This is a genomic window from Fusibacter bizertensis, from assembly GCF_029914245.1.
Classification (GTDB): Bacteria; Bacillota; Clostridia; order Peptostreptococcales; family Acidaminobacteraceae; genus Fusibacter_C; species Fusibacter_C bizertensis.
In genome coordinates this window covers 86,216-100,839 of sequence record NZ_JARYZI010000011.1, presented here as the reverse complement: position 1 = coordinate 100,839, position 14,624 = coordinate 86,216, and the positions used below count along the sequence as shown (strand labels likewise).

At 33.3% G+C, this 14,624-nt stretch carries 14 protein-coding genes; 8 read left to right on the top strand and 6 right to left on the bottom strand.

Features of this window, described 5'->3' with window-relative positions; translation table 11 throughout:
* Positions 1–7: 7 nt before the first annotated feature.
* Together QE109_RS14520 and QE109_RS14515 are read right to left on the bottom strand one after the other, a co-directional pair.
* A complete protein-coding gene (locus QE109_RS14520) occupies positions 8–607 on the bottom strand; it encodes a class I SAM-dependent methyltransferase (protein WP_281095267.1) in 600 nt (199 codons plus the stop codon).
* Positions 608–704: 97 nt separating this feature from the next.
* On the bottom strand, positions 705–1,085 hold the full coding sequence (locus tag QE109_RS14515) for an RrF2 family transcriptional regulator (RefSeq protein WP_281095266.1): 381 nt from the start codon (positions 1,083–1,085) through the stop codon (positions 705–707).
* 152 nt (positions 1,086–1,237) lie between these two features.
* Between QE109_RS14515 and QE109_RS14510 the strand changes: the two genes are divergently transcribed.
* The 3 genes from QE109_RS14510 (at position 1,238) to QE109_RS14500 (ending at position 3,832) form a co-directional block, all read left to right on the top strand.
* Positions 1,238–1,567, top strand: coding sequence for a Rieske (2Fe-2S) protein (locus QE109_RS14510; protein WP_281095265.1), 330 nt, complete (start codon positions 1,238–1,240; stop codon positions 1,565–1,567).
* 49 nt (positions 1,568–1,616) lie between these two features.
* The gene (locus QE109_RS14505) at positions 1,617–2,324 is read left to right on the top strand and encodes a B3/B4 domain-containing protein (RefSeq protein ID WP_281095264.1); all 708 of its coding nucleotides are present in this window, start codon (positions 1,617–1,619) and stop codon (positions 2,322–2,324) included.
* Positions 2,325–2,533: 209 nt separating this feature from the next.
* Positions 2,534–3,832, top strand: coding sequence for a carbohydrate-binding domain-containing protein (locus tag QE109_RS14500; protein ID WP_281095263.1), 1,299 nt, complete (start codon positions 2,534–2,536; stop codon positions 3,830–3,832).
* 83 nt (positions 3,833–3,915) lie between these two features.
* Here QE109_RS14500 and QE109_RS14495 read toward each other — a convergent pair whose 3' ends face one another.
* Complete coding sequence (locus tag QE109_RS14495; protein WP_281095262.1) at positions 3,916–4,209, bottom strand: hypothetical protein; 294 nt, start codon at positions 4,207–4,209, stop codon at positions 3,916–3,918.
* A gap of 159 nt (positions 4,210–4,368) precedes the next feature.
* On the opposite strand from QE109_RS14495, the gene QE109_RS14490 reads away from it, so the two are divergent.
* The 3 genes from QE109_RS14490 to QE109_RS14480 all read left to right on the top strand — a co-directional run bounded on the left by QE109_RS14490 (position 4,369) and on the right by QE109_RS14480 (position 7,460).
* Positions 4,369–5,670: a hemolysin family protein gene (locus QE109_RS14490; RefSeq protein ID WP_281095261.1), complete on the top strand. Its 1,302-nt coding sequence runs from the start codon at positions 4,369–4,371 to the stop codon at positions 5,668–5,670.
* 178 nt (positions 5,671–5,848) lie between these two features.
* Positions 5,849–7,132, top strand: coding sequence for a Y-family DNA polymerase (locus QE109_RS14485; RefSeq protein ID WP_281095260.1), 1,284 nt, complete (start codon positions 5,849–5,851; stop codon positions 7,130–7,132).
* The gene (locus QE109_RS14480; RefSeq protein ID WP_281095259.1) at positions 7,122–7,460 is read left to right on the top strand and encodes a YolD-like family protein; all 339 of its coding nucleotides are present in this window, start codon (positions 7,122–7,124) and stop codon (positions 7,458–7,460) included. Before QE109_RS14485 ends, QE109_RS14480 begins: the two co-directional genes overlap by 11 nt.
* 22 nt (positions 7,461–7,482) lie before the next feature.
* Here QE109_RS14480 and QE109_RS14475 read toward each other — a convergent pair whose 3' ends face one another.
* Together QE109_RS14475 and QE109_RS14470 are read right to left on the bottom strand one after the other, a co-directional pair.
* The gene (locus QE109_RS14475) at positions 7,483–8,958 is read right to left on the bottom strand and encodes a peptidoglycan DD-metalloendopeptidase family protein (RefSeq protein ID WP_281095258.1); all 1,476 of its coding nucleotides are present in this window, start codon (positions 8,956–8,958) and stop codon (positions 7,483–7,485) included.
* A gap of 107 nt (positions 8,959–9,065) precedes the next feature.
* The gene (locus QE109_RS14470; protein WP_281095257.1) at positions 9,066–9,827 is read right to left on the bottom strand and encodes a PRC-barrel domain-containing protein; all 762 of its coding nucleotides are present in this window, start codon (positions 9,825–9,827) and stop codon (positions 9,066–9,068) included.
* 314 nt (positions 9,828–10,141) lie between these two features.
* Here QE109_RS14470 and QE109_RS14465 point away from each other — a divergent pair, with 314 nt between their 5' ends.
* A complete protein-coding gene (locus QE109_RS14465) occupies positions 10,142–11,920 on the top strand; it encodes an HD domain-containing phosphohydrolase (RefSeq protein WP_281095256.1) in 1,779 nt (592 codons plus the stop codon).
* A 103-nt stretch (positions 11,921–12,023) separates the two neighbouring features.
* Here QE109_RS14465 and QE109_RS14460 read toward each other — a convergent pair whose 3' ends face one another.
* Positions 12,024–13,010, bottom strand: a complete 987-nt coding sequence (locus QE109_RS14460; RefSeq protein WP_281095255.1) for a helix-turn-helix domain-containing protein — start codon at positions 13,008–13,010, stop codon at positions 12,024–12,026.
* 312 nt (positions 13,011–13,322) lie between these two features.
* On the opposite strand from QE109_RS14460, the gene QE109_RS14455 reads away from it, so the two are divergent.
* Positions 13,323–14,507, top strand: coding sequence for an L-lactate MFS transporter (locus tag QE109_RS14455; protein ID WP_281095254.1), 1,185 nt, complete (start codon positions 13,323–13,325; stop codon positions 14,505–14,507).
* Positions 14,508–14,624: the final 117 nt, after the last annotated feature.

The following is a 14,624-nucleotide window of genomic DNA, read 5'->3' as shown; positions in this document are numbered from 1 at the left end:
ACTTAATTCACTTTTCTTTTTTTGTTGCTAAAAAGGTATATATGGTTTCATTGATTTTAGTTTTACTTACTATTTCAAAACCAAGAGAAATCAAGTTTTTTTCAAGATCATTTGAATGTATACGAATTGACATGGGTGGGCCTTCTATTATTGTATTGTCCTTTTCGTATTCTAAACATAATATATGTCCACCTTCTTTTAGGACATTGTGAATAATACTAAGTGTTAAGGGTAAGGATTTTACTTCATGTAGGATCAATGAAGCCATTGCAAAATCAACAGAGTTATATTTAAGACTTAAGTTTTCAATATAATCTGGGATATATTCAATATTTGAAATCCCTTTTGTTAATGCTTTATCTTCAATTACTCGAAGCATTCTTTTATCAGGGTCCAGGGCATATACTTTGTCAGAAGTCATTTCTGCCATTGGAATTGTAAAGAACCCCGTGCCAGCACCGACATCTAAAAGTGTATCATTTTTCATAATAGGCATTTGATTTAATAGAATATCTGGTGGTATAAAGTTTTCTCTTTGTTTGCTGTCTAGAAAAGCCATTTTAGTTAGAAAATTTTGATCCGATTTGGTATGATGATTTTGTTCCATTATAGAACCTCCTTTTAAATATATCGCAGACTCAAATTGTCTTTGAATAAGATGAAAAAATAAGCAGTTAAAACTACTTATACGATTACATATTTTTTTAAATAATATTGAAAATAAATTTGTTCTTTAGGTCGTTCACCATTAATCTTTCAGCGCTTCTCATAACGTCTTCAATAGGGCAGGATCGCTTTTCGTCCATTTCACATGTGAAAAGAGCACCACTACCTTCTATTGCTTGAATAACATCATAAAAACTGATATCTGTTTTAACTTTTCTTAGACTATAACCTCCATTTACGCCAGATGAAGACTGGATTAGGTCAGCCTTGACTAACTGGGTTAATATCTTTGATAAGTATGTTGGTGATATATTCATGTGACTGGCTAAAGGCTGAAGACTAAAATTCTCCTTACCATCTTGTTTAACGAAATAAGCCATAATATGCAATGCATAATCAGTCGCTTTAGTATATTTCATGTTCGAACCTCCGTATTGAAATTACAGACTGTATTTGTACCTTATCTCTATTGTATTGTCAAGAAAATATAAAACTTTTGTTATGATTCTATGTTTAAGGGAATCAATCATACTAAATGACAAATAAAAAATATTTTAAAGGAGGCTAAAGTATGACTTATATAAACGTTGCCAAAACAACAGATTTAAGAAATAATGAAATGAAAATGATTGAAATCAACGGTATTGAAATCCTTATATCCAATATTGATGGAGAGTATTATGCGATTTCCAACAAATGTCCACATATGGGTGGATCACTAAGTGAGGGAATCCTTAATGGTGGAATCATTTCTTGTCCAAAACATGGTGCTAAATTTGATGCAAAGACAGGTGAAAATGTGGGAGATGCTAAAATTGTGTTTTTGAAAATGAAAGTAAAAGATGACCGCAGTTACCCTGTGAAAATCGAAGATAACAATATATTAGTTGATTTAGCATAAGGATGTATGGTTGAGTATTTTAGCAGACATCATTTATAGGAGGATAATCGTGAAAAAATTCATCATTGAAGATGCATTTTGGGAAGTGTTTCCGGAAGCAAAAATAGGTATAGTTTTATTCAAAGGAATTAATAATCAAATAGTTGATATTGAAACCTATGAGCAGATGCTATTATCAGCTGAAAAAGAAGCGAATATATTCTTCATTGAACCAGAATTCAGTAACAATCCAGTTATAAAAGTGTGGCGAGACGCCTTCCAAAAGTTTAAAACTAAAAAAGGTGCAAGGTCATCCATTGAAGCCCTATTAAGACGAGTCAATAACGGGAATCACATTGGTACAATTAATCCATTAGTTGACATATATAATTCGATTTCTTTGAAATATGCCTTGCCATGTGGTGGAGAAGATATAGATAATTTTGTTGGGGATGTAAAACTCACAAAAGCGATAGGAGATGAATATTTTGTAACACTGGGATCAGATGAAGATGCGCCGCCATTCGAAGGAGAAATCGTATATAAAGATGACGCAGGTGCAATTTGTAGGTGTTGGAACTGGCGTGAATCAGTGAGAACAATGTTAACTGAAAAAACTAAGAACGCATTTATGTGCATCGAACTTGTTGATGAAAAGAGAGAAGAAGTGCTCATTAATGCGCTTAGAGAACTTTCGGAAACGACGCAAAAACATCTAGGTGGTCTATTTGAGATATTTATTTTAGACAAAAGCAATCAAGTAATAGAAATAACATAATATTAGTATGATAATTTCATTTCAAAAGATTACGGAGGAAAAGGTATGTTTTTTATAACATGCCTTTTTTGCTTTTAAGTTTACTTGAGATACACATACAACAATTAATATTCTATATTTAAAGTTCATTTAAGGTTAGTGTTCTATTATTGAATCAAGGAATAAAAGAACAGCTGTTAAAATTAAATAACTTTAAGGAGAGAACAAGAATGAAATTAAAAAATATAATGGTGTTAATCTTAGCGATTATACTCATCGTTTCACTTTCTGGTTGTACTAATTCAACCTCTACAGAAAACAACACTGATTCACAAACTGCTGAGATTAACACTATATCAGAACCTGATGTTGCTAACGCTCCAACAGATGGTACGAGTGGACAACTTCCTGCAAATGGACAAGGTCAAGGCATGATGCCCAGTGAGGGCACAGCTGTATCAAACCAATACTCACTTGTGAGTAATCTTGATACTGGGATTATTACGGAAGATCAATTCTCAAGTCGTGATCTTGAACAAACTGCGGATTTATCAGTGGCTACCACTTTGAATTTAACAAGTGGAAACGATACGACAATTACTACTGAAGGCGTATATATCATAAAAGGTAATGTCACAAACGCTTCAATTATAGTTGATGCAGGCGATACCGACAAAGTTCAACTTGTATTAGACGGCGTAACGATAACTAATGATTCAAAGGCAGCTATCTATGTGAAATCGGCTGACAAAGTTTTTGTGACGACGACTGGTAGTGCATCTGCCCTTACTGTAAATGGCACCATAGAAACAGATGGTGATACAAATGTAGATGCAGTTATTTTCTCTAAAGCTGACTTAACGTTAAATGGTACGAGTTCATTAAATGTAGTCGCAAAACAAGATAATGCAATAACCTCAAAAGATGATTTAAAAGTGACAGGGGGGACTTACAATCTAACTTCAGTAGGCCATGGTCTTGAGGCTAAAGATTCAATTCGAGTTTATGATGGTCTATTAACAATTAATGCAGGTAAAGATGCACTACACGGTGAAAACGAGGAGGATGCAACTTTCGGTTATATTTATATTCAAAATGGAACCATTAATATAACTTCATCAGACGATGCAATTCATAGTAATACAATCGTTCAAATAGACGGTGGTACAATCAATATTGAAAATGCTTCAGAAGGAATTGAAGCGACTTTTGTAAAAATAAACGGTGGTGACATCAAACTTTATGCAACAGATGATGGTATTAATGCAGCAAATAAAAGCGACAATGATGTGAGAATAGAAGTTAATGGAGGCATAATCACAGTCACGATGGCAAGTGGCGATACTGATGGATTTGACTCAAATGGCGATCTTTACATCAATGGTGGTAGTATAAATGTCACAGCAAATTCAGCATTTGATGCAGATGGAGCAAGGGTATTAAACGGTGGAACTGTCATTGTAAATGGCCAACAAGTTACTGAAATTACTGTTCAGCAGATGGGTGGACCCGGTGGAAAAAGGCATTAATTAATATAACAATTACAAGTGGGTAAAAAAAGGTGCTGTTGCATATCTAATTTTATATATTAGATGTGCAACAGCACCTTTTTTTACATTTTATCGTGAAAATTATTTTCGCGTTCAGGAAGATATTCAATTTCAAAATAATCAAATTCGATCTCCTCAATAAAATGTTGAGCTTTAAATTTTGTCTTATTAATTCGGTTCATATCAATTGTGTTATCACTTAACCACATAGGATTTGAAATATCAAAACGGTTACACAAATCTTCCATACCTTTTGCCAATAACACGTCAAAGCTTTGGTCATTTTTATTTATCTCAAAAACATAATTTTGAACTATATTATTTTTCTGAATTATTTTTCCCCAGAGTCTAAACATTTTTTTCTCCTCAATGATATTAGGTGATTACTAAAGTGTCATTTAACTAATGGTCTTTTATTTTCTTAATACCTTAGTTTTTGAATTTTATCTGATTTCAATGTTATAATGAAGTAAGAGAGAAGTCAAATACTTAAAGTATGAAAAAGGAGATCAGTTTTGATAACTAAAATATTGTTTTTGATCACTTTGATTGCTGTGAATGCCTTTTTTGCAGCGTCTGAAATAGCATTAATATCACTAAATGATAATAAAATTAAACAGATGGCTGATAAAGGTGATAAAAAAGCGAAGCAGTTAACACAATTATTAAGTGAGCCAAGTAGATTTCTTGCTACAATTCAGGTTGGGATAACTCTAGCAGGTTTTTTAGCAAGTGCATTTGCTGCAGAATCATTTTCAGAACCGCTTGTCACTGCTTTAAAAGGTTTAAATGTACCACTACCTGATTCTGTTTTAAAAGTAGGAATGGTAGTTTTAATTACTATAATTTTGGCGTACTTTACTTTAGTACTTGGTGAACTAGTGCCTAAGCGAATAGCAATGAAAAAACCTGAAGGAATAGCATTTACTGTTGTTTCGGTACTAGTTTTTTTATCTAAAGTCACAAGCCCTTTCGTAAGGTTTCTTACAGCTTCTACCAATTTTTTTGTAAATATGTTTGGTATAGATCCACAAACAGAAGATGACAATGTCACTGAAGAAGAAATTAGGATGTTAATAGATGTAGGAGAAGAAAAAGGTACTATTGCAACACATGAAAAAATAATGATTAACAATGTTTTTGAGTTTAATAACAAAACAGCTGAAGATATTATGACGCATAGGATGGAACTCGTTGCTATTCCATTAAACATAGATTTGGATACGCTAGTGGCATTAATTGCAAGAGAACAATTTTCAAGAATTCCTGTTTATGATAAGAGTATTGACAATGTGATAGGTGTATTGCATATAAAAGATATGATTAAATTGATAACGGTAAGTTCAGATCATAATTTTAATTTAGAGCCTTATATTAGGAAAGCATTGTATGTTCCTATGCATAAAATGGTTAATGAATTATTTCTAAATTTTCAAGAAACGAAAACACATATAGGAATAGTTATTGATGATTATGGTGGTACTGCAGGCATTGTAACGATAGAAGATCTTATAGAAGAAATTGTTGGAAATATATTTGATGAACATGATAAAGAAGAAGACATAGAAATTAAGCAAATAGACACTTCAACTTATGAAGTCAGGGGTACAATCAGTCTTTATGAACTTGAAAAGCACTTTGAAGTTGAATTTCCAGTAGAAACTTATGAAACACTCAATGGATTTTTAATTGACTTGTTTGGACATATGCCTTCAAAGGATCAAATCAACGAAATAAACTATAAAAATTTATTCATACGAACTGTAAAAGTTACTGATAAACGCATAGAAAAAGTTATCATTAAAAAAACAGTATAGGATGGAGACTGACTTATATAAAAGAGTTAGTCTCTTTTTATGCATAAAATGCTGATAGACTAAGTTAAAGCATGGAAAACGAAATAGAACACTTGTTCTTAAAAGTCGTTCGCGATATAATAGAGTTAAGATTAAAATTCTACTATGAATTGAATAGAGAAGAAAGGTTATTTAGATCATGAAAAACCGCACATATATATGTATTGATCTTAAGTCATTTTATGCTTCAGTAGAGTGTGTCGAACGTGGGCTTGATCCAATGACGACAAATCTAGTTGTTGCTGACCCTGATCGATCAGAAAAAACTATCTGCCTTGCAATCACACCCTCTATGAAAGCACTTGGCATAAATAATCGGTGTCGCATCTTTGAAATACCAAAGAATGTTGATTATATAATCGCACCACCAAGGATGCAAAAATATATAGACTATGCTGCTGAGATTTATGCCATTTATCTGAGATATATCTCAAAAGAAGATATCCATATTTATTCAGTTGATGAAGCTTTTCTTGATATAACTGAATATCTAGTGATCTATCAGATGAATGCGAAAGAAATGGCGATGATGCTGATGGGAGAAGTTCTTCGCGAAGTAGGAGTACGTGCTACTTGTGGCATTGGCACAAACTTATATCTTGCAAAAATTGCCCTAGATATTACTGCAAAACATGCAGTCGATTTTATAGGTGTACTTGATGAGCAATCTTTTCGTAAGATACTGTGGGATCACACGCCATTAACAGATTTTTGGCGTATTGGAAAAGGAACTGCGAAGACGCTTAGTCGCTATGGTATAAATACAATGAGGCAAATTGCAGAAATGGATGAAGGTTTCCTTTATACATTATTTGGTATCGACGCAGAACTTCTCATCGATCATGCTTGGGGACGTGAACCAGTTACAATTGCAGATATTAAGGCATATAAACCTAAAACGAACTGTATCTCAAGTGGTCAGGTTTTGATGAGGGATTATAGTTTTGAAGAAGGTCGATTAATTGTTCGTGAAATGATGGATTTGCTTTGCCTTGATCTAGTTGATAAAGGGATCGTTACTGACTCAGTCTCAATTCAGATTGGTTATTCTAACGCACTAAAAGTTGAGTCCGCGAAAGGTACGGCAAAACTTAGTAAGGCGACGAGTGCAGATCGGATCATACTTCCTGCTGTAACAAAGCTTTATGAACGTATCGTCGATCGTAAAAAACCTGTTCGTAGAATTAACATCTCTTGTAACCATGTTGCTGAGGAAAATCAAGATGATATGGTCCAGTTGAGTTTGTTTGATCATCCAAAAGAGGATGAAGCGGTAGCGCGGAACCATAGTGTTCAAAAAGCAGTGATTGATATTAAAAAGAAGTATGGCAAAAATGCGATATTAAAAGGTATGAATTATAGCGAGGCTGCTACCACAAGGGAACGTAATCGTCAGATAGGAGGGCACAAAAGTGGCGAGTAGGCCGAAAACACCGATGCCCATAGCTGAAAGGGCAAAACAGTTTTTGCCCTTTGCAGCAGTTAAAGGACTATCAGAAGCACTTGCAAAGAAAGAAAAGATACCGGTTCAAAGAACTGAGATATCTGAAGCGCAAGCCAATACACTTAATCATAATTTGTGTCGTATCCAGAAGGGGTTAAATGTAACTGTGACCTATTTTTGTACAGATACCTATATAAAAATGAGTGGGACTGTTACTCAGCTTGATACGATTTTTAGGACTTTACAAATTGAGGATACAATTATAAAAATTGATGATATTTTGGAACTCGAACTAGAAGAACTATAGGATCATCTAAATACTTTGAACTTTACTTCATGAGATTCATATAGTTTTGCTTGGTAATACTTTCACCGTATAATATATAACCTGGTTCAATATCAAATCTATAATATGACATGGTGAAGTGAAGGTGTGGTCCTGTAGAAAATCCAGTAGAACCAACTGCCCCAATGAGTTGACCACGGGTTACAATGTCACCTTCATTGACGAATAGTTGATCAAGGTGAAAATATACACTAAACAGGCCTTCTCCATGGTCTATAACGATACTATTACCTGTTATGATAAGTGGAATAGCCAGCATGACTTTACCTGCGTTGGTAGCAATTACATCGCTATTTCGAGGGGCAGCGATGTCAATTCCCGCATGTCTATAAGTGGTTAGTGCATTGTTAACAATACGAGACTCACCGAACTCAGTGGTAAGTTTACCACTTGTTGGTAATAGAAAAGATTCCGTATAATACTTTGTTGGTGATGAGATATCCCTTGAAGGATTGAAATATTTTCTGTACTGGGCATAAGCATCATCTGTTTTTGTACTGGATTCAATATTGGGATCAATCGTTAGATTTTGAACACGGAAATCCCTTTGAACAATTTCGAGCGACTGTGATGATGATTTACCTGTTTTATTATTGATGAGTGTAAGGTCATATACACCAGGCGCTGTACTGTAGTTGGTAGGTATATATCCTTCTAAAACGCCTTCTGTACCAGTCTCATACCATTTGAAACTGGGGTATAAATCTTGAGTTAATGTCAGTACAGAAGTATTATTTGTATGATATAAAGTAATCTTTAATAAATCGCCTTGATTGAGTTTTAGTTTTGAAAGCACGATGTTTTCAGGCAGATCTGCATCGGATAATACGCCCAGTTTTACAAGTAATTTAAATGAAAGAACAGTAGCTTGAGCTCTTGTAGCATAATGTTTAGGAGAAAAAGTTCCATTTGAATATCCAGTTATAAAATCAAGAGCAACTGCGTCAATAGCACTACTATAATAACGAGGTGATACAGTCTCAAGATCACTCAACTTAGAGGTTGCTTCTTCAGTTGACACTGGATCAATAATACCTTCTGAGCTAATATACGCATTGACTACAATGCTTGCCATTTCTTCTCTCGTGATATTTTCAGCGAATGTTGATTCATCCATAGCACCATATTCGTCTGATGAGATAATACCGCTCTTAACCGCGGCATCGATAAACGGTTGTCCCCAATATTCGTCTTTTGATAAAGCTCTGACATTTGTCCCTTGTGAATTGATGATAATTGCAATAAACTCAATTCTTTGAATATTGTCATTGGGTTTGAAAGAACCATCTGTATAACCTGATACAGCATTGTAAGTTGAAGCTATATCAATATAAGATTTTGCCCAATGATTCTGAACATCTCTAAAAGTTGTTGCAAAAGTTGGTGAAAAAGAGAAGATACTCATAACCAATATTCCAAAAAACATGAGTAGTATTTTTTGTTTAAACTTATACGACATTGGCAAGACTCCTTTCAAATCAGTTAATAATTAGTGTTTTATTTATCTACTAATGATATTATATCTTATTAGTCTTGCAATACTATGACAAAGTCGCGTCTAATAAACTACAAATCAATCCAATAGCCTTTTTGTTGATAGTGATCATGTAATTTTGTTTCAAAATTTCGATCCAAAGCGGTTTCAGATGTGTATTCTGGAGCTTGTTTTATTATGTCAGTTCCAAGACTTACAAAGACTTTTGACTCGCCCCAACTAATATGATCAATCCAACTTGTTGAGAGTATAACTTTTTTCCCAGGAAGCCAGTTATTGGTGTCTATTTCTAAATAGTGAATTTTCCAGGATTCAACGTCAATGATGAAGTCAACAACATGACCAAAATCATCCTCTGTAGAATGGAGTCTATAACCACTTACTTTGGTGGTACTACGTAAATGTGGATCCCATTCAGTTTCTTCTTCTGTTTCAAAGATAGGATTTTTCTGATTTGTTTCTAATGGCTTAGTAGGAATCGCACTTCCAACGCCTGTGTATGCAAGATTTCCTGTATACATTGGAAATGCGTAATAATGATGATAAGCTTTTAGGAACTGTTTAGAAACTGGTTTTTCACTTTCTAAATTTGGACTATTTTCAATCTGATCTTTCGATAATTTAGTAGTAATGTATTCTTCTTCATGATTAACAGATAATATCGAAAGTGGGGAAATCATGACTTTTCTATTAAATAACCAGTTTCCAGTATTGACAAGTATATATCTAATTTCCCAAGTCTGATCATCAAAATAAAACTCTTTTACTTTACCGATTTCTCCATCAATACATTTAAGTGTATAATTGTTTAGTTTTTTAGCCTTATTTAACATATATAACTCCTTTTTGTATTTAAGTTAAAATAAATGAAAAGCTTTCATTTATTTTTAGTGCATTAAAAAATTGGTACCAGTTAGTAGAAATATAAAAAGCAGAACAAGTTATAATTGTTCTGCTCTTAAATCCAAATAAATTATCTTTCTAGCGTATGGGTTTAAAAGCACCTCATATATATATTATATCACTTTATCCTTCTTTTCCCAAATTGGCCGAACTTTTCAATGATTATAATTACCTTTATGAAACAAGTTCAAGAAATATGATACAATATGATATAGGATTTAGTCGTAAAAAAATGGAGGTCTTTATGTACAGAAATGTGATTGATTATAGTAAACTTACTAAAGAAGAACTATTAAATAAAGTCAATGAGTTTTCTGCCATTCTATATGGAAACACCAACGAAGATGCTCAAATGAAACTTATAGAGACACCTTGGTCGGGAAGCCTAGGTGAATGGCAATGGAATTATAAAACGAATAAAGTGATTTGTAATAGAAAAAAAATAAATGCCATTGGGTATTCGCTTTCTGAAATCCCAGAAGAAATTGGGTTTGAATTTTTTACGGACAAGCTCCATCCTGATGATGTAGAAAATGTGATGGATAACATGAAACGCCATCTTCTAGGTGAATCTCCTGCTTATGAAGTCGAATATAGAATCCAGACAAAAGAGGGTAACTATATTTGGTTTTATGATCGTGGAACTGTCGTGCAATATGACGATGATGGAAAGCCAGCTTTGATTGCTGGAATTGTATTTGATATTACAAAGAAGAAAAAATTGGAAGAAAGAAATAACTTACTTGCAAAACTCCCTTACGCAAATCCAGATGCGGTATTGGTTTTAGACTTAAGTGCAAATCCGATCTATATTAATCCTGCTGCTCAAAAAATTATTAAAAAAAATATTGATGAAATATTACCACCTAACTTTATAGTTGAGTTACATAAAGCATATGAACATAATAGTGGTACCATTTTCAACTATCAAATTTTTGATAAGTCTTATATCATAAAAATAAAACCTTTTATAGGTGAAGATAGGTGTATGGTAACAATTTCTGATATATCCGAAATTGTGAAAATTGAGAAAGAAAAAACACTCTATTACGAAGCTCTTCGCGCAATTCAACAACCTATTTTCATATCGGATGCAAACGGTCGTATCGTCAGAGTTAATAAAGAATTTGAAAAATTGTATGGGTTTAGAGAAGAGGAGTTGATAGGTGAAAATCCTAGAATTTTAACAGTGGGTAAGGAAACCTATAAAAGCCTTGGATATACTGAGCAATATTATAACGAACTATTTAAGGATATGTGGCAAACTATTTTAGATCCTAGTAAAAGCGCATGGGAAGGGGACGTCATAAACCGTAGTAAAAGTGGGAAAGTTTTGTGGATTAGATTATCAACAACTGCAATCTACAATTCTGAAAATGAGCTTACCAATTTTGTAACTTTATCGATCGATATGACAAACACTATATATGATACAAATTCTTCCAAGAGAGAGTTGTACAAAGCGATATCTGAGCTAGCAGAATTAAGGGACAATGAAACAGGTTATCATATGAGACGAGTAGGAATTTGTTCGAGATTGGTTGCGAAAAAGATGAATTATCCAGAAAAATTTTGTAGTGATTTAGAAATGTTTGCGCCAATGCATGATTTGGGAAAAGTGGGAATACCAGATGCGATTCTTTTAGCACCAAGACAATTGACAAAAGAAGAATTTGAGATTATGAAGCAGCACACTCTCTTTGGCTTTAACATCGTAAAAAACAACAAAGATATGAAAATAGTATCTGATATCGCAATCGGTCATCATGAAAAATATGATGGCAGTGGTTATCCGTATGGACTAAAGGGCCATGAGATTCCAATTGCAGCAAGAATTGTTGCAATTACAGATGTTTATGACGCATTAAGAAGCAAAAGACCTTACAAAAAACCTTGGTCACATGAGGATGCCAAAAGATACATTACAGAAAACAGAGGTAAACATTTTGATCCAGAAATTGTCGATGTGTTTTTAGAGTTAGAGCAACAGTTTATGATGGTTTTTGATGAACTATCGGATTGATGCGTTTATTAGAGAAAAAGCGCATTTAAAAAAAGTTCTCCAGTGCAAGGCTGGAGAACTTTTTTTTTAATATGAAGAACATTAAAACTTCATTGTGATAAGATTATTTTTCAGTGGCATTTTTAGTAAACAAATTGACAATACCTAATAAAGCAACAAATAATACAGAAGCAACGGGCCAGACCAGCCACGTAACACCCCAATTCATGGTCCAGAAACTCCAAAGGAGATAGATTGCTAAAACAATTGGCCAGTAAATGAACGCATACTTTTGGTAACGCATCATTTCGAGTCTTACCTTGGCAGAGTAATCACCTTCTTGAAGTATACACTGATATGTTTTGTATTTGGAAACAGTTCTTATGATCTGTGAAACACTTCCGCCGATAAGTAATAACATAAGCGTAAGCATGAATAATGCAATCATTGAAGAAAAGTGAAAGATTCCAGATAATATAAGTGGTAATACACTAACGAGAAGCAGTATAATGCTAAATGAAAGTTTTCTGCTATATGTTAAGCGATAACTTCTTAACTTATCACGATAAATCTCTTTTATGCCATATTCCAAAGTAAATTCCTGTTTTTCCATAAATCTGTAGTCAGTGCTATTAATCCCAGCAGTAATAAATCCTCTAATAGCAATAGAAACGATGATAAAGCTAGAAGCTAATCCGATGCCAACTGAAACTTCTGAAGACAATTTGAATATATCTCCTTGACGCAATGCTAAAAGTAGAAATAGTGGTATAAATGCATAAATACATAACATAACATTTTGTGCAATAATTTGAGTTTTCCTTATATTAAACTGCTCAAATTCTTTTGCTTCATCAATACTGATTTTTCTAAATTCATTTTTTTTAACCAGATCATTTTTCTCATATCCTTCAGTATCCTCTTTGACCAAAGAATCCACTGTCACGTTAAATAGATCAGCTAACAGTATAATTTTATTTAACTCAGGAACACTTGTTGCACTTTCCCATTTTGAAACGGACTGTCTTGTTATATCTAATCTGTCAGCTAATTCTTCTTGCGACCATCCATTTTCTTTACGAAGTTTTATTATTTTTTCAGCTAATGTCATAATAGTTTTCCTTTCTAAATTTGTTAACTAGATTGTATCAATTTTGATAGTTTACAGCTACCAATCAGACATGGAAATTTGTCAACCATCAGTTGCATATTAGCAATATACCCAATTACAAAAGCGATTATTAATAAAATTAATAAATAATGTTTCTTATGATCAAAAGTCGTTTTTCTATATTTAAATTTAGAATTGACTCTTTACTCGAATTAAAAGATACACTTTAACGATAAAACAAAGTTGCTAAAATTATAGTATTAAGTTAAAATTAATAAAATTTTATAATACATTTAGGAGGGCAAATAGTCAATGAAGTTTAGGTGGATTTATGTACTTTCTGGAATAATAATTATGATTTGTCTTGGCACAGTTTATTCTTGGAGTGTATTTCGGATATCGGTAGAAAAATATTATGATGTTGGCACAACACATAGTGGATTACCATATATGGCTGCTTTAGCTTTTTATGCACTTTTTATGTTTATTACTGGAAGCTTTTTAGATCGTTATCATCCGCGTTTATTTATATTTGTTGGAGGATTGGTTGTATCTGTGGGGTGGATCGCATCATCTTTTGCAACTAACATTTACATGTTGACGTTCACTTATGGCATAGTGGGTGGAGCAGGTGTAGGAATTGCATATGGTGCTCCAATATCAGTAGTGACTAAATGGTTTCCTGAAAAGAAAGGATTAGCGGTAGGCTTGGTTTTAGTTGGTTTTGGAGTATCACCACTAATCACAGCGCCACTTGCAAGACTGTTGATAGAAAACTACGGTATAATGCATACTTTCTTTTTACTTGGAATTATATTTGGATGTGTAACTTCAATTACTTCATTTTTAATTAAGAATCCAAGTATTAACGATGTAAGTTTCTATAAAGCTGAGAAGCTTAGTGCTAGTTTTAGTAACCTCAACACAGCAAATATGGTTAGATCTAAAAGTTTTATAGGTTTATACTTGAATTTTACAATAGGCACAATGATTGGATTAATGCTCGTAGGTATGACCAGTAATATAAGCGTTGAGCTAATTGGTTTACCACGGTCAACAACAACATGGCTTATGACCTTTTTTGCGTTGTTTAATGGTGTAGGCAGGCCATTATTTGGATGGATTACAGATAAAACTTCGCCTAAATATGCAATGTATATTTCCTATGTTCTAATCATATGTGCTTCTATTTTGATGCTATTTTCGGGGGAGGGAAGTACAGCTATGTTTGTCATAGCTTTTTCTATTTTCTGGCTAAACCTTGGGGGTTGGCTTTCAATTGCCCCAACGACGACGATTAGAAATTATGGGATTGAGCATTATAGTCAAAACTATGGTGTTGTATTTACTGCCTATGGTATTGGGGCCATAATTGGCGTTTTAACTTCAGGTGTATTGATCGATATTCATGGTAACTATCATTTTATTTTTTATTTGATAATAGCACTGAGTTTGTTTGGTTCAGTGATAACATCAAAATATTGTGACAATCACTAACTTTGATTATATTCCCCCTGTTTATGGGGTTTTTTTTATGTGTAGAATTTTCTAAGAATTAATAATGATTGACAAGGTAATAAAATGTGTTAAAATTTACTTAACGACCGGTAAGTA